The organism is Streptomyces sp. PA03-5A, assembly GCF_033792725.1.
Taxonomy (GTDB): domain Bacteria; phylum Actinomycetota; class Actinomycetes; order Streptomycetales; family Streptomycetaceae; genus Actinacidiphila.
In genome coordinates this window covers 1-18,471 of the sequence record NZ_JARAVL010000052.1, presented here as the reverse complement: position 1 = coordinate 18,471, position 18,471 = coordinate 1, and the positions used below count along the sequence as shown (strand labels likewise).

Sequence of the window (18,471 nt, the reverse complement as noted above, 5' to 3'; positions counted from 1 at the left end):
TCCCGGTCGGATACGATATTGACGGTCCGTAGAGGAAATCCTCACCCACAGTAGCGACTTGGGAGCAGCCGGCAATGGCTCGACACCTCATCACCAGCGCCCTTCCGTACATCAACGGGATCAAGCACCTGGGCAACATGGTGGGGTCCATGCTCCCGGCCGACGTCTACTCCCGGTACCTGCGCCAGCGCGGCCACGAAGTGCTGTACATCTGCGCCACCGACGAGCACGGCACTCCGGCCGAGCTCGCCGCGCAGGAGGCCGGCCTGCCGGTCGACGCGTTCTGCGCGCAGCAGCACGACGCGCAGAAGGCGGTCTACGACGGCTTCGCGCTCTCCTTCGACTACTTCGGCCGCAGTTCCTCGCAGCAGAACCGCGAGATCACCCAGGCCATCGCGCGGGAGCTGAAGGAGAACGGCTTCATCGAGGAGCGCGCCATCCGCCAGGTCTACTCCCTGGACGACGAGCGCTTCCTGCCCGACCGCTACATCGTCGGCACCTGCCCGCACTGCGGCTACGACAAGGCGCGCGGCGACCAGTGCGAGAACTGCACCCGTGTGCTGGACCCGACCGACCTGATCGAGCCGCGCTCCGCGATCAGCGGCAGCAGCCGGCTGGAGGTCCGCGAGACCAAGCACCTCTTCCTGCTGCAGTCCAAGCTCTCCCACGAGGTCGAGGCCTGGGTCGACGAGCACGGCAAGGACTGGCCGACGCTCGCCTCCTCCATCGCCCGCAAGTGGCTGACCGAGGGCCTGCAGGACCGCGCCATCACCCGCGACCTCGACTGGGGCGTGCCGGTGCCGGCCGACACCTGGCCGGACCTGGCGGCCGAGGGCAAGGTCTTCTACGTCTGGTTCGACGCGCCGATCGAGTACATCGGCGCCACCAAGGAGTGGTCGGACGCCGCGGGCGACGGCGAGACCCGCGACTGGCGCTCCTGGTGGTACGACGTCGACACCGACGTGCGCTACACCGAGTTCATGGCCAAGGACAACGTCCCCTTCCACACGGTGATGTTCCCGGCGACCCTGCTGGGCACCCGTGACAAGTGGAAGAAGGTCGACTACGTCAAGGCCTTCAACTGGCTGACCTACTACGGCGGCAAGTTCTCCACCTCGCAGCGGCGCGGCATCTTCACCGACGCCGCCCTGGAGATCCTGCCCGCCGACTACTGGCGCTACTTCCTGATCGCGAACGCGCCGGAGTCCGACGACACCTCCTTCACCTGGGAGCACTTCGCGGCCTCGGTCAACAAGGACCTCGCCGACACCCTCGGCAACTTCGTCAACCGCGTGCTGTCCTTCTCCCGCAAGCGCTTCGGCGACGAGGTGCCCGCGGGCAGGGAGGCCGGGGAGGCCGAGGAGCGCCTGGGCGCGCAGATCGCCGAGCTCCTCGCCGAGTACGAGCGGCACATGGAGGACCTGCAGTTCCGCAAGGCCGCGCAGGCGCTGCGCGCCCTGTGGAGCGCCGGAAACTCCTACCTGGAGGAGAAGGCCCCCTGGCTGGAGATCAAGACGGACGCCGACGGCGCCGCCCTGACCCTGCGCACCGCCATGAACCTGATCCACCTCTACGCGGTCGTCTCCGAGCCCTTCATCCCGGCCACGGCCGCCGCCATGCGCGGGGCCTTCGCCCTGACGGACGACACCGCGGCCTGGGTCACCCCCGAGGAGGCCCGCGCGCTGGCCGCCGTCCCGGCCGGGACGCCCTTCACCGTCCCGCCGGTGCTCTTCGCGAAGATCACCGAGGAGGGCCTGGACGCCTACCGCGAGCGCTTCGGCGGGGAGCCGGAGGCGGTCTGATGCCGACCACGGTCAGGGACAGGTCCCCGCTGGTGCTGATCCTGGCGGTGGGCCTGACCCTGGTGCTGGTGGTGGCCGGGGTGATCCTCGCAGTCTCGCTGACCGGCTCGGACGACCGCCGCTCCGGTGCCGCCCCGGACCGGGACGGGGCGTGCCGCGGCAGCAACGTCACGCTGGCGGAGGCCGCCGGGCGCTTCGGCCTGCGACTGCCCGACGACCCGCAGGACGTGCACTACCTCGCGCAGGGCGGCGGGCTGTCCGGCGAGCACGACCTCGAACTGAGCTTCCGCACCACCGCCGCAGGCCTGGAGCGGTTCCTGTCCGCCTCCGGCTTCGGCGCGCTCGGCCCAGACGTGCAGGCCCTGCGGGTCGGCGAGCCCCCCGCCGACCCCTGCCGCCGCGCCGCCGGTGGCCTCACGCACGCCCGCTACGCCGGCGACCACGTGCCCGCCGGCGCGGACCACGGCGCCTACAGCCGCGGTGTCGCCGTCGACGACAGCGACCCTGCCCACCCGGTGGTCGCCCTCGTCGCCCTGGACGGCTGAGCGTCCGGCCGGGCGTCGCCACCGGGCAGGAGGCTCAAGGGCCTGTACCGAACCGCGTACGCCGAAGGGCCCGGAACCGTACGGTTCCGGGCCCTTCGGCGTACGCGGCGTGGTGCGGGCCGTCAGGCCTTCTTCTCCGGCGGCAGCCGCAGCGCGAGGTGGAGCTCCTTCAGCCGCGCCTCGTCGACCGTGCTCGGAGCGCCCATCAGGAGGTCCTGGGCGTTCTGGTTGAGCGGGAAGGCGATGGTCTCGCGGATGTTGGGCTCGTCCGCGAGCAGCATGACCATGCGGTCGACACCGGGGGCGATGCCGCCGTGCGGCGGGGCGCCGAAGTGGAAGGCGCGGAGCATGCCGCCGAACTCGTGCTCGACGGTGTCGCGGTCGTAGCCGGCGATCTCGAAGGCCTTGTACATGATCGCGGGCTCGTGGTTCCGGATGGCGCCGGAGGACAGCTCGACACCGTTGCAGACGATGTCGTACTGCCAGGCGAGGATGTCCAGCGGGTCCTTGGTCTCCAGCGCCTCCAGGCCGCCCTGCGGCATGGAGAAGGGGTTGTGGGAGAACTCGATCTGCCCGGTGTCCTCGTTCTTCTCGAACATCGGGAAGTCGACGATCCAGCAGAAGCGGAAGACGTCCTCCTCGAACTGGCCGGCCCGCTTCGCGGCCTCGACCCGGACGGCGCCCATGATCTTGGAGACCTCGTCGAACTCGCCCGCGCCGAAGAAGACCGCGTGGCCGGGCTTGGCGTCGACGGCGGCGAGCAGCGCCTTGACGTCGTCCTCGGTGAGGAACTTGGCGATCGGGCCGGTGAGGGTGAGGTCGTCGCCGACCCGGACCCAGGCCAGGCCCTTGGCGCCCTGCTCGACGGCGTAGTCGCCGAGGTTGTCGAAGAACTTGCGCGGCTGCTCGGCGGTGTCCGGCACCGGCAGGGCGCGGACGTGCTTGCCGGCGAAGGCCTTGAAGCCGGAGTCCGCGAACACCGACGAGACGTCGACCAGCTCCAGGCGGGCGCGCAGGTCGGGCTTGTCGTTGCCGTACTTGACCATCGACTCGCGGAACGGGATCCGCGGGAACGGCGAGGTCACGTGGCGGCCGCCGCCGAACTCCTCGAAGAGGTCGGTCATGACCTTCTCGATGACCCCGAAGACGTCCTCCTGCTCGACGAAGCTCATCTCGACGTCGAGCTGGTAGAACTCGCCGGGCGAGCGGTCGGCACGGCTGTCCTCGTCGCGGAAGCAGGGCGCGATCTGGAAGTAGCGGTCGAAGCCCGCGATCATCAGCAGCTGCTTGAACTGCTGCGGGGCCTGCGGCAGCGCGTAGAACGTGCCGGGGTGCACGCGGGAGGGCACCAGGAAGTCGCGGGCGCCCTCGGGCGAGGTCGCGGAGAGGATGGGGGTGGCCAGCTCGTTGAAGCCCAACGCCGTCATCTCGCGGCGCAGGAAGCTGATCACCTGGGTGCGCAGCATGATGTTGCGGTGCATGCGGGCGCGGCGCAGGTCGAGGAAGCGGTTGGTGAGCCGCATCTCCTCGTTCGCGTTGTCCTCCGGGAAGACCGGGAAGGGCAGCTGGTCGGCGGCGCCGAGCACCTCCAGCTCGGTGACCTCGACCTCGACCTCGCCGGTGGGCAGGTCGGGGTTGACGTTCTCCCCCGAACGGGCGACGACGCGTCCGTCGACGCGGAGCACCGACTCCTTGGACTGGTGGCTCAGGGCCTCGTACGCGGGCGAGCCCGGACGGGCGACGAGCTGGACCACCCCGTAGTGGTCCCGGAGATCGACGAACAGGATGCCGCCCAGATCCCGGCGATTGTGCAGCCAACCACTCAGGCGCACTTCCGCGTCTACGTCGGTGGCGCGCAGCTCACCGCAGGTGTGGGACCGGTACCGATGCATCGTTCATCCAAGTCGTCTGATTTCGGGGATGAGGCCTCCCCAGTCTACGGGGGTACGTGCGCCCGACCCCATTCGTATGAAAGCCGCGGAAAACCATAAACTATGCGAATGCGCATCGAGGACGTGCTGGCCGCGCTGGGCACGGGCGTCTGGCGCTGGGACAGCGCCACCGACACGGTGGAGCTCGACGCCGTGAGCGCCGGGCTGATAGGGCTTCCGCCCCAGCCACAGAAGGTCCATTCGGGGGTGACCCGGGCCCGTTACCACGCCTCCGACTACGTGGACATGGCGGCGGCGGTCGTCCTGGCGATAGCCGAGGGCACCGCGTCGGAGTCGCTGCTGCGCGTGGTCCGGGAGGACGGACGGGTCGTCCGCACGGTGGTGATGCGCACCTTCGGGCTCCCCTCCGCGGGCGGCCGGCCGGAGGAGGTCGTCGGCACGCTGCAGGAGGCCCCCGCGGTGCACGGTCTTCCGGGCGCGGGCACCGGCACCCGCCCCACCGCGGCGGCACCCGCCGCCCCCGCGGACTGGCGGCGGTCCCGCGAGGCCTTCCTGCTGGACGCGGGCCGGGCGCTGGCGGAGGCGGACAGCACCGAGGAGGTGCTCCGCGTGGCCGCCCACCTGTCCATGCCGGGGTTCTCCCCCGACCGCCTCGCCGTCTTCGGGGTCCAGGGCGACCGGCTCCGCGCCATCGGGTTCCACGGGCACCGGCCGGGCGACGAGGTGCCCTTCCTGGACATGCCGCTCCGCACGGAGTACCCGGCGGCGGTCGTGGTGCGCACCGGCCGTGCGGTCTACCTGCCGAGCCCGCAGGCGTACGAGGAACGCTTCCCGGCCACGTGGCCGCTGGTGCGGGACTTCGGGCGGTCGTCCTGGGCGTACCTGCCGCTGGTCGCCGCGGGCCGCACGATCGGCGCGTGGATGGCCGCCTTCAGGGAACGCGTCGCCTTCACCCCGGACGAGCGGTCGGTGCTGACCACCGTCGCCCGGATGCTCGCCCAGGCGCTGTCCCGGGCGCATCTGCACGAGTCGGAGCGGGAGCTCTCCGACGGGCTGCAGCGCGCGATGCTGCCGGGGCGGCGGCCGCAGGTCGAGGGGATGAGGCTGACCGCGCGCTACGTGCCGACCGGCGGCGGGCTGCAGGTGGGCGGCGACTGGTACGACGTGATCGACCTGCCGTCGGGGCGCACCGCCCTGGTCGTCGGCGACGTGCAGGGCCACGACGTCCGCGCGGCGGGGGTGATGGGGCAACTGCGCATCGCGCTGCGCGCGTACGCCGCCGAGGGGCACCGCCCGGACGCGGTGATGTCCCGGACCTCCCGCTTCCTGGCCGGCCTCACCCAGTGTTCCGCCGACGGGGAGGACGGCCGCTTCGCCACGTGCCTCTACCTGGAGGTCGATCCGGTCAGCGGCACCCTGGACGTCGTACGGGCGGGGCACCTGGACCCGGTCGTCCGGCTCGCGGACGGCACGACGATGATCCGGCGCACGGCCGGAGGCCTCCCCCTGGGGATCGCCCCCGACTCCGACTACCCGACCACGCGGCTCACCCTGGAGCCGGGCGAGACGATGCTCATCTGCACGGACGGGCTGGTCGAGACCGGCGGCCACGACCTGGGCACGGGGTGGCGGCGGCTGCGCTCGGTGCTGGAGGACGCGGTCGACGACGGGCTGGAGGCGCTCGCCGACACCCTGGTCGAAGCGGTGCACGGCCCGGCCTCGCACCATCTGACCGGCCCGTTCGCCGACCGCCGGGAGGACGACATCGCGCTGCTGCTGGTGCGCCGCGACCCCGCCGGGACGCTCCGTGACGTCCCGGTGCGGCGCAGCGTGCTCACCGTCGGCCAGACCGACCCCCGGCAGCTGCGGGCGGCCCGGGAGGAGGTCCGCGCGCTGCTGCACGACTGGACGTGCGGGGACCAGGTCGACGCGGCCGTGCTGCTGGTGTCGGAGCTGGTCACCAATGTGCTGCTGCACACGGACGACGACGCGGTGCTGGGCGCGCAGCTGCTCGGCGTGCCGGGTGTCCGGCGGCTGCGGGTCGACGTGACCGACCGCAGCGACGACATGCCGCACCGCCGCACCCCGGGCGAGATGGCCGCCTCCGGACGCGGGCTGCTGCTCCTGCAGGAGATGGCGGACGCCTGGGGCGTGGATCCGCTCGGCGACGGCAAGGCGATCTGGTTCGAACTCCACGAGGCTCCCGTGCCGGGCTAGCGGCCCGATACGCTGTGTGCCGTGTACGGCTACGACCAGAACGGGATGGCAGGGGCGGCGCCGCCGATGGGCGGGGCGCCGATGGGCGCGGGCTACCCCGAGCCGTCACCGCCCTCGCTGGCGGACGCGGTGCGCGCGTTCACGACGGGCTCGATGTCGGCGGAGGACTTCCAGGCGGTCTTCGCCACGTCCAAGGTCTACTGCCCGCGCGGCGACAACCCCGGTTTCCTGGCGCTGCACGACACGCAGCAGCCGGTGATCCCCATGTTCTCCTCGCTGAAGCAGCTGCGCCGCTACGCCGGCAAGGAGTCCAAGTACTTCGTGATCACGGGTGCCGAGGTGCTGGACCTGCTGCCGACCGGCTACGGCTTCGTGCTGGACATGGAGGGCGAGCACCGGATGGTGTTCGACGCGAAGGCGGTCGAGCAGATGGTGGAGTTCACCATGCGGCGGATGTACGGCTGATCCGGCCCTCACCCCACGTAAACCGGACAAAGGCCGGGGAACGGTTGCGGGAAGTTCAGCGTTCAACTATGTTGAACGTTGAACAATCCGAGGAGGATCCTGGCCATGCCTGCAGTGACCGTCGAGAACCCGTTGACCCTGCCGCGCGTCCACGCCCCCGCCGACGCGGTGCAGCGGCGTGCGCTGCAGGTGACCACCGCCCCGAGCGGCTTCGAGGGGGAGGGCTTCCCCGTCCGCCGTGCCTTCGCGGGCATCGACTACAAGAACCTCGACCCGTTCATCATGATGGACCAGATGGGTGAGGTGGAGTACGCGCCCGGCGAGCCCAAGGGCACGCCCTGGCACCCGCACCGCGGCTTCGAGACCGTCACCTACATCATGGACGGCGCGTTCATCCACCAGGACTCCCACGGTGGCGGCGGCACCATCACCGACGGTGACACGCAGTGGATGACGGCCGGCAGCGGCCTGCTCCACATCGAGACGCCGCCGGAGGAACTGGTCATGACCGGCGGCCTGTTCCACGGCCTGCAGCTGTGGGTCAACCTGCCCGCCCGGGACAAGATGATCGCGCCGAAGTACCAGGACATCCGCGGCGGCAACGTCAAGCTGCTGGCGTCCGAGGACGGCGGCGCGCTCATCCGGATCATCGCCGGCGACATCGACGGCCACCAGGGCCCGGGCGCCACGCACACCCCGATCACCATGCTGCACGTCTCGGTGAACCCGGGCGCCCAGCTCACGCTGCCCTGGCGCGCGGACTTCAACGCCCTGGCGTACGGCCTGGCCGGCCGCGGCACCGCGGGCCCGGAGAACCGGCCCTTCCGCATGGGGCAGGCGGTGGTCTTCGGGCGCGGCGATTCCCTCACGATCCGCGCCGACGAGTCCCAGGAATCGCGCAGCCCCAACTTCGAGGTCGTCCTTCTGGGCGGGCTGCCGATTCGTGAGCCGATGATGCAGTACGGCCCGTTCGTGATGAACACCCACGCCGAACTCGCCCAGGCCTTCGACGACTTCAAGGCCGGCAAGCTCGGCACCGTTCCCGCCGGTCAGGAGTGACGGCAGCGGCTCAGGTGCCTCCGGCATTAAACGGCCCCGCCCGGGAATCCGATTCCCGGGCGGGGCCGTCGCATACGGTGGGAGCAATTCCGGCGGGCGGTTCGTTGGCCCTTCATTGGCCGCTACATTCACCCTGAGTGACTGCACGTGCACCTGCACGTGCAGATGCACGTGACACCGTCTCTGGCTATCATCTCCCCTGTCCTGCACGGCACTTACCTGGAGAGAAGCATGCGCCACACGTACAACGGCATGGCAGCGTCCGATCTCCACGGACTGGTGTGGCAGAAGAGCCGGCACAGCAATGCGAACGGTCAGTGCGTGGAGCTGGCCGCGCTTCCGGACGGGGACGTGGCCGTGCGCAATTCACGTTTTCCGGACGGACCGGCGCTGATATATACGAAGGAAGAGATTGAATCCCTCATCGTGGGGATGAAGAACGGGGAGTTCGATCACTTCGTGGCGAGCTGACCGCGGTCGTCCCCGGTACGGCTCAATGTGACGGACCGTCGTCCTGTCCGGGCATACGGAAGAGCGCCCAGACGACTTTCCCCATGCCGGTGAGGGGGTGCCAGCCCCAGGTATCGCTGAAGGACTCCACCAGATGCAGCCCGCGCCCGGACTCGGCGACGAAGTCCGGGGCCTTGGCGACGGGTCCGTGGCTGCTGGGGTCGCGCACCGCGCACACTACGCGCGTTGACCACCTGACCAGGCTGAGCCGGACGCACCCGTGGGCCGCGTCCTCGGGGACCGCGTAGCGCAGGGCGTTGGTCACCAGTTCCGAGGCGACCAGTTCGATGCCGTCCTGGAGTTCTTCCAAGTGCCAGGCGTGCAGGGTCGTCCGCGCGAATCTTCGTGCGTCGCCGACCGCCTCGTAACGCGGCGGCAGTGGGCAGGAGGTGGCACTCGACGACGAAAGGCGCTCCGGAACCAGCCCGTCCCATAAAGGCTGCACCCCGGCCGAGCTCTCAGTCCACATGCGCACCACCCGGTATCGGCACGTACGCAATCGTCCCGTACGGCCTGCGGCCGATGCAAGGGGCGGATGCACGTGCATTTGCATGGCACGAGGCAGATGGGCCGGGAGTGACGATCGAGAGTGACCGATCGAGTACTGAACGCAGCGCGAAGGTGGCAGACTGCTGGATGCCACGGGGAGAAGGTAGGCGCAAATGACCACAGTGCAGTCAGGAAGCGGATCGATGGTGCGCCGCATCCTCCTGGGCTCGCAGCTGCGCAGGCTGCGCGAAGCGCAGGGCATCACCCGTGAGGCCGCGGGCTACTCGATCCGCGCGTCCGAGTCGAAGATCAGCCGCATGGAGCTCGGGCGCGTGAGCTTCAAGGAGCGCGACGTGGCCGACCTGCTCACCCTCTACGGCATCACGGACGACGGCGAGCGCACGGCCCTGCTCGGCCTGGTGCGCGAGGCGAACGTCGCCGGCTGGTGGCACGGCTTCGGCGATGTCCTGCCGGCGTGGTTCCAGACGTACGTGGGTCTGGAGGAGTCCGCCTCGGTCATCCGCTCCTTCGAGACGCAGTTCGTGCACGGGCTGCTCCAGGCCGACGACTACAGCCGCGCCGTCATCGAACTGGGCCACCCGGACGCCCCCGCCGACGAGGTGGAGCGCCGGCTGGACCTGCGGCACAAGCGGCAGAAGCTGCTGACCTCGGAGCTCGCCCCGCAGATCGTGGCCGTGATGGACGAGTCCGTGGTGCTCCGCAGGTTCGGCGGGCGGGAGGTGATGCGGGCCCAGCTCGTGCACCTCATCGAGGCCTCGCAGCAGCCGAACGTGACGGTGCAGCTGCTGCCGCTGGAGTTCACGGGGTACTCCGCGGGCGCCAGCGGGACCTTCACCCAGCTGACCTTCCCGGAGTCCGACGTCCCGGACGTCGTGTACGTGGAGCAGCTCACCGGGGCGATGTACATCGACAAGCGCGAGGAGGTCGACCAGTACCGCGTCGTCATGGCGAAGCTGCGCGCCGACAGCCTCTCGCCGGACGCCACCCGGGACCGGCTGAACGCCGTCCTCCGCGCCGTCTGAGCGCACCCGGCGGCGACGCCGGGTACCGCTCTCCTCCCCTGTGAACAGGGGTTTTGCAGCTTTTCACAGGTCTCACTCGATCGAGTGAAGTGGACCTTGACGCATTGGTCGGCTCATCGGCCCGGTGATCTTATGCTCCGGTGAGCCCGTACCTGCGTACCCGCACGATCGACGGGTGCGTCGTGGTGGAACTCAGCGGGGAGATCGACATCGTCGCGGCGATGGAGATCATTCCGCTGCTCGACGCGCTGACCCGCGCCCCTGGCCCCGGTCTCGTCGTCGACCTGGGCCCCGTCGACTTCATCGACTGCTCCGGACTCGCGGTCCTGTGCCGGCTGCGGAGCCGGGTCCGCGGCCACGGCGGGCAGGTGCAGTTCGTCTGCGCCCGCCCCCCGACCCTGAGGATCCTGCGCGCCACCGGGCTGATGAGGGCCTTCCGCCCGGTGCCGAGCGTGGACGAGGCGCTCGCCCGGATCGGGCGGACGTGACCGCCCCGTCCACATGGCCCCGGTCAGTCCGAGCAGACGGCCGTGACGAACTCGGCGACCCGTTCCTGCGGCAGGTGGCGGGCCACGTCGGCCTCGCTGATCATGCCGATGAGACGGTGCGCGGGATGGTCGATCACCGGCAGCCGGCGCACCCGGTACTCCTCCATCAGTTCCAGCACCCGGTCGATCTGCTCGTCCCCCTCGATGATCTGCGGCCGGCCCATGGCCAGCTCGCCGCAGGAGACCTCGGACGGGTCGCGTCCCTCGGCGACGCACTTCAGCACGATGTCCCGGTCGGTGACGATGCCGACCAGCACGTCGTCGTCCCCGCAGATCGGCAGCGCGCCGATGTCCTGCTCACGCATGATCCGGGCCGCGTCGGCGAGGCTCTCCCGCTCCCCGACGCACATGGCGCCGGGATGCATGATGTCCAGTGCGGTGGTCATGACGGCGCCTCCTCGTGGCAGGGACCGATTTCCTTTTGCTCCATCGTCACCCTGGTGGAGTAGTTCCGCGATAGGGAGCACGCTGGAAGGAGACACCGGGACCGGGACCGCTGGAGGTGTTCCGTCATGCAGACCCTCGTCGGATGGCACATCGAGATGGACTTCCGGGAGGACGGCGCGAGGACGAAGGCCGCCGCGCTGCTCCGCCTTCCGGACGGCACGGAGGTCAGGTCGCACGGCCACGCCAACCGGCACCCCTCCGACCCGGACCAGGAACGGGTCGGCGAGGAACTCGCGGCGGCCAGGGCGCTCAACGACCTCGCGCGTCAGCTCCTCGGCAAGGCCGCGCACGAGATCGAGGAGGTCACGCACGTGCCCGCGCATCCCAGGATCTGAGCCCGCGGGGCCCTCACAGCCAGCCGCGCCGTTTGAAGACCAGGTAGAGGCTGACGCAGACCACGCCCATGAGCAGGATCGCGAAGGGGTACCCGAGCAGCCAGTGCAGTTCGGGCATGTGGTCGAAGTTCATGCCGTAGATGGTTCCGACGAGCGTGGGCGCGAAGAGGATGGCGGCCCAGGCGGAGATCTTCTTGATCTCCTCGTTCTGCTCGAAGCCGGCCTCCGCCAGCGCCCGCATCTCGGCGTTCTGCTGCTGCGCGACCAGGGTCGCGTTGAGGGTGAGCAGGTCGCCGAGCGCCTGCCGGAAGCCGTCCACGCGCTCGATGGTGTGCGTGACGTGGTCGGCGACGTCGCGCAGGTAGCGCTGCAACTCCTCGTCCGTCCCGTACTTCACGAAGCCCGCCTGCAGCCCGTCCAGCATGGGGATGAGCGGACGGGTGGCGCGCTGGAACTCCAGCACCTCCTGGGAGAGCTCATAGATCCGGCGGGAGACCTGGGGGTCGCCGCCGAAGACCTGGATCTCGCTCTCCTCCATGTCCTTCTCGACCCCTGCGACGACCGGTGCGTAGCCGTCGACGACCGTGTCGAGTATCGCGTAGAGCACCGCCTCCGGTCCGAGCGTCAGCAGCTCGGGGTTGCTCTCCATGCGGCGCCGCACGGCGGACAGGTCGGGGGCCGCACCGTGGCGGACGGTCAGGACGAAGCCGGGGCCGACGAAGATGTGCAGCTCGGCGAAGTCGACCTCCTCCGGGGCGTCCAGGTAGCGGGCGGCGCGGAGCACGACGAAGAGGGTCTCCCCGTACCGCTCCAGCTTGGGGCGCTGGTGGGCCTGGATGGCGTCCTCCAGGGCCAGCGGGTGCAGGTCGAACTCCTTCGCCAGCGAGACCAGCTCGGCCTCGCTCGGCCGGTAGAGCCCGATCCAGGCCATCGCGCCGGGCTCGGCGCGCAGCTGTGTGTACGCCTCGGCGAGGGAGGAGGGCGTCGCGATGCGCCGGCCGTCCCGGTACAGGGCCGCGTCCATCACGCTGCTCACGGCGGCGGCCGCGGGGCCCGCGATCCGCGGCTCCAGGGGGCCCTCCCCCTCGCCGGCCGGCGGTGCGGAGGCCTGGGCGGGACGGGCCGACCTCGCCGTCCTGGCCTTCTCCTTCGCCGAGTTCCTCAGTGCGCGCAGGGCACGCAGTCGACGCCCGGACACCGGCAGCACCCCCTCTTTCGGGCCTTCCGAGCAGGGTAGCCCGAGCCCGCCGGGGAAACGGCCGCACCGCACCCGGTCCCCGGCACACCCGCGGTCAGGCGTCCCGGCCCCGGTCCTCCTCCCCGCCGCCGCGTCCGTACGTCGGCCGCCGCCAGCCGCGGGCTCTTCGGCGGACCGGCAGTGCCGGCGACCAGCCCACCGAGGCCGCGAACGGATGAGCCATGGGCCACGCCGCCCGCGGGGCGTCGGCGATCCGGGCGGCTCGCGGTCTTCGTCCCCTCGGCGATACGGCGGTACGCACGCGGGGGCGCTGACCGGGGCCGACGAGTAATCTGATTTCGCGGGGGACACGGGGGCCGTACTCCGGAGGTCTTGATGGACGTCCCGGTGCTCTTCGGCCGGTCTCTCCCCGCGCCGCCCGTTCCCGCGGGGGCCGCCGGCCGCCCCGAGGACCCGTCCCCGCCGGGCACGTTCCTGAGGCCGCCCACCCTCCCCTCCCGCTCCGGCCACGAGCCCGGGCGGGCAGCGGACGGCCCGCTCTCCTTCTTCCCGTGACGCCGTGAGCGGCGTTCGCCGAGTGGGAAGAACAAGAACGGTGAGCGGAGCGTAACGTTGCGGGCGGATACGGAGTGGCTGGCCATGGGGACTCCCGAGGAACGCGTGGACGCGGGCGTGGCGGACGCCGTCACGTTGCTGCTCGACGCCGAGGGGCGGCTGCTGAGCTGGCCGCCCGCCGCCGAGCGGCTGCTCGGCCGGCGGGCAGCGGACGTCATCGACACCCCCGCGGTGGACCTGCTTGCCCCGGAGGACGCGGCGCGGCCGCCGGAGATCGCCGAGCGCTGCCGCACCGAGGGCGGCTGGACGGGTGTGCTGCGGCTCCGCCGTGACGACGGCATGAGGGTCACGCTGGGCGTACGGGTGGCCGGGCTCCCGGAGGGGATCGGCGGCACGTCCGTCCGCTGGATGGTCCTGGCGGCGGAGTCCCGCAGCACCGCCCGCTCCGTGGCGTCCGGGATGACCCCGGTGATGCTGGAGCGGATCGTGGGCCAGACGCCGATCGGGCTGGCCGTGGTCGACACCGAACTGCGCTGCGTGTGGTCGAACGCGGCACTGGAGCGCTTCGGTGGTGGCCCCTCCCAGGAGCGGATGGGGCGCCGGCTCGGGGAGATCCAGCCGGGCCTGAACGCCACGGTCCTGGAGGCGCAGATGCGGCAGGTCCTGGAGACGGGCGTGCCGGTGATCGACTACGAGCACGTCGGGCGGTTCCGCACCGATCCACGCCGCGAGAAGGCGCATGCGATGTCCTTCGTACGGCTGGAGGACGAGCGCGGCGTACCGGTAGGCGTCTGCTACTCCGTGGTCGACATCAGCGACCGCTGGCGGGCCCGGCAGCGGCTGTCACTACTGGACCGGGCCAGCGAGCACATCGGCCGCACCCTGGACGTGATGCACACCGCGCAGGACCTGGCGGACGTGGTCGTGCCCGACCTCGCCGACTACGTCGCCGTGGAGTTGCTGGAGTCGGTCATCAAGGGCGCGGAGCCGCAGCCCGGCCCGCTGGGCGACGCCGTCACCGTGCCGCTGCGCCGCGCCGGGATGCGGGCGGCGCGGCAGGGCGAGCCCGAGCCGGCGTTCGGCATCGGGGCGGTCTCCGCCTACCTGGAGGACACCCCGCCCATCCGGTGCCTGACCGACGGCACCTCCTGGCTCAGCTCCCGGCTGGACCCGCTGGAGCTGGAGTGGGCCGCAGGACCGGCCGGCGACCGCGCGCTCCACTTCGGCGAACTCGGGCTCCACACGGCGATGGTGGTGCCGATCCGCGCCCGCGGGGTCACCCTCGGCGTGACCCTCTTCTTCCGGGTGCGCCGCGCCGACCCCTTCGACGGGGAGGACCTGCGCCTGGCGGAGGAGGTGGTGGCCAGGGCCGCGGTCTGCCTGGACAACGCGCGCCGCTACACCCGCGAGCGGGACGCCGCCCTCGTGCTGCAGCGCAGCCTGCTGCCGCACACCTTCCCGCCGCAGGAAGCGGTGGAGGTCGCCACCTACTACCGGCCGGCCGACGAGCTGTCGGGCGTGGGCGGCGACTGGTTCGACGTCATCCCGCTGTCCGGGGCCCGGGTCGCGCTCGTGGTGGGCGAGGTGGTGGGTCACGGCATCGAGGCGGCCGCGACCATGGGCCAGTTGCGCACGGCGGTACGGACCCTGGCCGACCTCGACCTGCCGCCCGAGGAACTGCTGGCGCACCTGGACGACCTGGTCGTCCAGGTCTCCCGGGAGGCCGGGGAGTCCGCGACCGTCGGGGTGGGCGGCAGCGCGCTCGGGTCGAGCTGCCTGTACGTGACGTACGACCCGGTCAGCAGGCACTGCGTCATGGCCAGCGCCGGGCACCTGCCGCCCGCGGTGCTCCGGCCCGCCGGCGAGCGGTGCGGGGCCGAGGGCGGGGAGGCCGTCCGCTTCCCCCGGCTGCCCATCGGGCCCGCGCTGGGCCTGGGCGGACTGCCCTTCGAGGCGGCCGAGTTGACGATGGAGGAGGGCAGCGTCCTCGCGCTGTACACGGACGGCCTGGTCGCGCCGGCGGACGGCGCGGGCGACGTGCCGGACAGCGGGCGGAGCCGGCTGCGGACCGCCCTGGAAGCCGAGGACCTGCCGCTGGACGCGTTGTGCCGCAGCGTCGTCGACGAACTGGCCCCCGCCCGCCCGCACGACGACGTGGCGCTGCTGCTGGCCAGGACCCGCAGCCTGGACATCGGCCGGGTCGCCTCCTGGGACCTGCCCACCGACCCCGCGGTCGTGGCCCGGGCCCGCGAGTTGTCCACCCGGCAGCTGGAGGACTGGGGCCTGGGCGACCTCGCCTTCACCACCGAACTGGTCGTCAGCGAGCTGGTCACCAACGCGATCCGGCACGGCTCCGGTCCGATCCGCCTGCGGCTGATCTTGGAGCGGGCGCTGACCTGCGAGGTCTCCGACGCCAGCAGCACCTCCCCGCACCTGCGGCACCCCCGCACCACCGACGAGGGCGGTCGCGGGCTGTTCCTGATCTCGCAGTTCGCCCAGCGGTGGGGCACCCGTTACACCGACGACGGGAAGATCATCTGGGCCGAGCAGTTCCTCGACGGGCACGGCCCCGACGTCGGCATCGGCATCGGCATCGACACGGTCACCGTGCGCGAACCGGCCTGACGCCGGACGCCGCCCCCGCGCGCTCCTTCGTTCGCCCGTACGCCCCGGCGAGGTCGCCGGGGCGTCGTGCTCCAGGCCGAGGGGTCGAGATGGTCCAGACCTATTGCCATCTGGTCCAGACCTTTCTACTCTGCCAGGGAACTGTGGTGGGCATGACATGGAGTCAATCGCCCACCAGGCGGCACTGGTTTCCCCGTCGGCCCCCACTCGAGGAGCACCCCTTGAGCACTGGAGACACCCCACGCACTCCACGCACCAGACGCATCAGGACCACAGCCGCCGCGGGGCTCACCGCGCTGCTGCTCCCGTTCGCCGCGCTCGTCGGTCTGGCCACGCCGGCCCATGCCGCGGGTACCACCGCCACGTACACCAAGACCCAGGACTGGGGCACGGGGTTCGAGGGCAAGTGGACGATCACCAACAGCGGCACCTCGTCCATCAGCAGCTGGACCGTCGAGTGGGACTTCCCCGCCGGCACGTCGGTGACCTCGGCGTGGGACGCCGACGTGACCGCCTCCGGCACCCACTGGACCGGCAAGAACAAGAGCTGGAACGGCACGCTGGCCCCGGGCGCCAGCATCAGCTTCGGCTTCAACGGCACCGGTAGCGGCAGCCCGAGCGGCTGCAAGCTCAACGGCGGTTCCTGCACCGGCGGTGGCGGCGGCGACCCGACGCCCACGCCGACCCCGACGCCCACCCCGACCCCGACCCCGACGCCCACGCCGACCCCGACGCCGACCCCCACCGGCCCCGCGGGGAACAAGATCCGCCTCGGCTACTTCGCCGAGTGGGGCGTCTACGGCCGCAACTACCACGTCAAGAACCTGGTGACCTCCGGCTCGGCGAGCAAGCTGACCCACATCAACTACGCCTTCGGCAACGTCACCAACGGCCAGTGCGCGATCGGCGACTCCTACGCCGACTACGACAAGGCCTACACCGCCGACCAGAGCGTCGACGGCGTCGCCGACACCTGGGACACCGGCGCCCTGCGCGGCAGCTTCAACCAGCTGCGCAAGCTGAAGAAGCAGTACCCGAACATCAAGATCCTCTGGTCCTTCGGCGGCTGGACCTGGTCCGGCGGCTTCGGCCAGGCGGCCGCCAACCCGACCGCCTTCGCCAACTCCTGCTACAACCTGGTCGAGGACCCGCGCTGGGCCGACGTCTTCGACGGCATCGACATCGACTGGGAGTACCCCAACGCCTGCGGTCTGTCCTGCGACACCAGCGGGGCCTCGTCCTTCAAGACGCTGATGTCCGCGCTGCGCACCAGGTTCGGCTCCAACAACCTGGTCACCGCGGCCATCACCGCCGACGGCACCAACGGCGGCAAGATCGACGCGGCCGACTACGCGGGCGCCGCGCAGTACGTGAACTACTACAACGTGATGACGTACGACTACTTCGGCGCCTTCGACGCGGACGGCCCGACCGCCCCGCACTCCCCGCTCACCTCCTACAGCGGCATCCCGATCGCCGGCTTCTACTCCGACGCGGCGATCCAGAAGCTGAAGAGCAAGGGCATCGCGTCGAACAAGCTCAACCTGGGCATCGGCTTCTACGGCCGCGGCTGGACCGGCGTCACGCAGTCGGCGCCGGGCGGTTCGGCGACCGGCGCCGCTCCCGGTACGTACGAGGCGGGCAACGAGGACTACAAGGTCCTCAAGAACACCTGCCCGGCCACCGGCACCGTCGCGGGCACCGCGTACGCCCACTGCGGCAACAACTGGTGGAGCTACGACACCCCGTCGACCATCGCGGGCAAGATGGCCTACGTGAAGAACCAGGGCCTCGGCGGCGCGTTCTTCTGGGAGTTCAGCGGCGACACCGGCAACGGTGAGCTGATCACCGCGATCAACAACGGTCTGAGCTAGTCCTCGGGAGCGGGCCGTACGGGCCGGAGGGGCGGAATCGTGACCGCCCCTCCGGCCCGGTCGCGTTGGGCGCGGCGGGGTTCGTCAGCCGGTGGCGCAGGACGCGCCGTCGAGGGTGAAGCCGGTGGGCGGGGCGGAGACGCCCGGCCGGGTGCCGACCAGGCCGAAGCTGACCGAACCGCCCGCGCGCACCGACCGGTTGTAGCCCTTGGCCCGGGCGGTGACCGATCCGCCGCGCTGGGCGAAGTCGGCGTCCCACATCTGCGTGACGCGCCGGCCGTCGGAGTACCTCCAGCCGACCCTCCAGTCGTCGAGGTCCTTGCGGGTCGTCAGGGTGACCGTGGCCTGGAAGCCGTCGTACCACTGCTCGTTCACCTCGTAGGTGATCGTGCAGGACGGCGCCGGCTCCTTCGGGGCCTCGTGCGCGGGCGGCGCGGCGGAGGACGGTGCGCGATCGGCGGCGGGGATGGTGTGCTCGGCTGCGGAGGGCCCGATCTCCTCGGGGAACGGCGCGCTCTCGGCGGGCTCCGGCGCCCCGGAGGCGCCGGACGCGCCCGGTGACGGCAGCGGGGGGAAACCGGGACCGTCCGGGGCGGTGCCGTCCTTGCCGCCCTGGGCCGTCGGAAGGGCCCGGGCGGACCGGGGGGCGGAGTCGTCGGTGGTGACCAGGGCCGTCAGGCAGATCACGGCGGCCAGCACCGCGACCGCCCCGGCCACGGCGGCCCTGCCCCCGGGGACGCGGGTCCTCGCCCGTGCGGCACGGGCGGCGCGCGGCTGGCGGGCGGCGGGGCCGGCGGCCCCGCCGCCGACGCCGCCGCCGGCGCGGGCGACGCCCCGGAGGCGCCCCGCCTCACCGACCGCGAGACC

The 18,471-nt window shown here is 71.4% G+C and carries 16 protein-coding genes; 11 read left to right on the top strand and 5 right to left on the bottom strand.

Annotated features, from left to right (window positions below):
• Positions 1–74: 74 nt before the first annotated feature.
• Both metG and PV410_RS40220 read left to right on the top strand, forming a co-directional pair.
• Positions 75–1,802, top strand: a complete 1,728-nt coding sequence (gene metG, locus PV410_RS40225) for a methionine--tRNA ligase (protein ID WP_500331461.1) — start codon at positions 75–77, stop codon at positions 1,800–1,802.
• Positions 1,802–2,347 carry a hypothetical protein gene (locus PV410_RS40220; RefSeq protein WP_500331459.1) on the top strand — a complete coding sequence of 182 codons (546 nt, stop codon included), beginning with the start codon at positions 1,802–1,804 and terminating at the stop codon, positions 2,345–2,347. Before metG ends, PV410_RS40220 begins: the two co-directional genes overlap by 1 nt.
• 122 nt (positions 2,348–2,469) lie before the next feature.
• Here the strand turns inward: PV410_RS40220 and aspS are convergent, their stop codons facing one another.
• On the bottom strand, positions 2,470–4,239 hold the full coding sequence (gene aspS, locus PV410_RS40215) for an aspartate--tRNA ligase (RefSeq protein WP_500331458.1): 1,770 nt from the start codon (positions 4,237–4,239) through the stop codon (positions 2,470–2,472).
• A gap of 108 nt (positions 4,240–4,347) precedes the next feature.
• Between aspS and PV410_RS40210 the strand changes: the two genes are divergently transcribed.
• The 4 genes from PV410_RS40210 to PV410_RS40195 all read left to right on the top strand — a co-directional run bounded on the left by PV410_RS40210 (position 4,348) and on the right by PV410_RS40195 (position 8,451).
• Positions 4,348–6,456: an ATP-binding SpoIIE family protein phosphatase gene (locus PV410_RS40210; RefSeq protein WP_500331456.1), complete on the top strand. Its 2,109-nt coding sequence runs from the start codon at positions 4,348–4,350 to the stop codon at positions 6,454–6,456.
• A 21-nt stretch (positions 6,457–6,477) separates the two neighbouring features.
• On the top strand, positions 6,478–6,921 hold the full coding sequence (locus PV410_RS40205) for an SseB family protein (RefSeq protein WP_499512817.1): 444 nt from the start codon (positions 6,478–6,480) through the stop codon (positions 6,919–6,921).
• 105 nt (positions 6,922–7,026) lie between these two features.
• The gene (locus PV410_RS40200) at positions 7,027–7,980 is read left to right on the top strand and encodes a pirin family protein (RefSeq protein ID WP_500331454.1); all 954 of its coding nucleotides are present in this window, start codon (positions 7,027–7,029) and stop codon (positions 7,978–7,980) included.
• Between the two features lie 231 nt (positions 7,981–8,211).
• Complete coding sequence (locus PV410_RS40195) at positions 8,212–8,451, top strand: DUF397 domain-containing protein (RefSeq protein ID WP_500331452.1); 240 nt, start codon at positions 8,212–8,214, stop codon at positions 8,449–8,451.
• A gap of 22 nt (positions 8,452–8,473) precedes the next feature.
• Here the strand turns inward: PV410_RS40195 and PV410_RS40190 are convergent, their stop codons facing one another.
• Positions 8,474–8,959, bottom strand: a complete 486-nt coding sequence (locus tag PV410_RS40190; protein WP_500331451.1) for an ATP-binding protein — start codon at positions 8,957–8,959, stop codon at positions 8,474–8,476.
• A 193-nt stretch (positions 8,960–9,152) separates the two neighbouring features.
• Between PV410_RS40190 and PV410_RS40185 the strand changes: the two genes are divergently transcribed.
• Both PV410_RS40185 and PV410_RS40180 read left to right on the top strand, forming a co-directional pair.
• The gene (locus tag PV410_RS40185; protein ID WP_500331449.1) at positions 9,153–10,022 is read left to right on the top strand and encodes a Sco1979 family transcriptional regulator; all 870 of its coding nucleotides are present in this window, start codon (positions 9,153–9,155) and stop codon (positions 10,020–10,022) included.
• 140 nt (positions 10,023–10,162) lie between these two features.
• The gene (locus tag PV410_RS40180; RefSeq protein ID WP_500331447.1) at positions 10,163–10,510 is read left to right on the top strand and encodes an anti-sigma factor antagonist; all 348 of its coding nucleotides are present in this window, start codon (positions 10,163–10,165) and stop codon (positions 10,508–10,510) included.
• Between the two features lie 23 nt (positions 10,511–10,533).
• Here the strand turns inward: PV410_RS40180 and PV410_RS40175 are convergent, their stop codons facing one another.
• The gene (locus PV410_RS40175) at positions 10,534–10,956 is read right to left on the bottom strand and encodes a CBS domain-containing protein (RefSeq protein ID WP_499512811.1); all 423 of its coding nucleotides are present in this window, start codon (positions 10,954–10,956) and stop codon (positions 10,534–10,536) included.
• A 126-nt stretch (positions 10,957–11,082) separates the two neighbouring features.
• Here PV410_RS40175 and PV410_RS40170 point away from each other — a divergent pair, with 126 nt between their 5' ends.
• Positions 11,083–11,352, top strand: coding sequence for a DUF1876 domain-containing protein (locus PV410_RS40170; RefSeq protein WP_499512810.1), 270 nt, complete (start codon positions 11,083–11,085; stop codon positions 11,350–11,352).
• 13 nt (positions 11,353–11,365) lie between these two features.
• On the opposite strand, the gene PV410_RS40165 is transcribed toward PV410_RS40170, so the two are convergent.
• Positions 11,366–12,550: a magnesium and cobalt transport protein CorA gene (locus PV410_RS40165; RefSeq protein WP_500331444.1), complete on the bottom strand. Its 1,185-nt coding sequence runs from the start codon at positions 12,548–12,550 to the stop codon at positions 11,366–11,368.
• Between the two features lie 639 nt (positions 12,551–13,189).
• On the opposite strand from PV410_RS40165, the gene PV410_RS40160 reads away from it, so the two are divergent.
• The gene (locus PV410_RS40160; RefSeq protein WP_500331442.1) at positions 13,190–15,730 is read left to right on the top strand and encodes a SpoIIE family protein phosphatase; all 2,541 of its coding nucleotides are present in this window, start codon (positions 13,190–13,192) and stop codon (positions 15,728–15,730) included.
• A 221-nt stretch (positions 15,731–15,951) separates the two neighbouring features.
• The gene (locus PV410_RS40155) at positions 15,952–17,604 is read left to right on the top strand and encodes a glycosyl hydrolase family 18 protein (RefSeq protein WP_500331440.1); all 1,653 of its coding nucleotides are present in this window, start codon (positions 15,952–15,954) and stop codon (positions 17,602–17,604) included.
• 84 nt (positions 17,605–17,688) lie between these two features.
• On the opposite strand, the gene PV410_RS40150 is transcribed toward PV410_RS40155, so the two are convergent.
• Positions 17,689–18,471: cellulose binding domain-containing protein (locus PV410_RS40150; protein ID WP_500331438.1), on the bottom strand; the 783-nt coding region annotated here is incomplete at its 5' end.

What these genes read in the sequence shown, in the direction of transcription:
- metG (WP_500331461.1), top strand. Translation starts at nt 75, where the DNA reads ATGGCTCGACACCTCATCACCAGCGCCCTTCCGTACATCAACGGGATC.
- PV410_RS40185 (WP_500331449.1), top strand. Translation starts at nt 9,153, where the DNA reads ATGACCACAGTGCAGTCAGGAAGCGGATCGATGGTGCGCCGCATCCTC.
- PV410_RS40175 (WP_499512811.1), bottom strand. Translation starts at nt 10,956, where the DNA reads ATGACCACCGCACTGGACATCATGCATCCCGGCGCCATGTGCGTCGGG.
- PV410_RS40170 (WP_499512810.1), top strand. Translation starts at nt 11,083, where the DNA reads ATGCAGACCCTCGTCGGATGGCACATCGAGATGGACTTCCGGGAGGAC.
- PV410_RS40160 (WP_500331442.1), top strand. Translation starts at nt 13,190, where the DNA reads ATGGGGACTCCCGAGGAACGCGTGGACGCGGGCGTGGCGGACGCCGTC.
- PV410_RS40200 (WP_500331454.1), top strand. Translation starts at nt 7,027, where the DNA reads ATGCCTGCAGTGACCGTCGAGAACCCGTTGACCCTGCCGCGCGTCCAC.
- PV410_RS40195 (WP_500331452.1), top strand. Translation starts at nt 8,212, where the DNA reads ATGCGCCACACGTACAACGGCATGGCAGCGTCCGATCTCCACGGACTG.
- PV410_RS40210 (WP_500331456.1), top strand. Translation starts at nt 4,348, where the DNA reads ATGCGCATCGAGGACGTGCTGGCCGCGCTGGGCACGGGCGTCTGGCGC.
- PV410_RS40220 (WP_500331459.1), top strand. Translation starts at nt 1,802, where the DNA reads ATGCCGACCACGGTCAGGGACAGGTCCCCGCTGGTGCTGATCCTGGCG.
- PV410_RS40190 (WP_500331451.1), bottom strand. Translation starts at nt 8,959, where the DNA reads ATGTGGACTGAGAGCTCGGCCGGGGTGCAGCCTTTATGGGACGGGCTG.
- aspS (WP_500331458.1), bottom strand. Translation starts at nt 4,239, where the DNA reads ATGCATCGGTACCGGTCCCACACCTGCGGTGAGCTGCGCGCCACCGAC.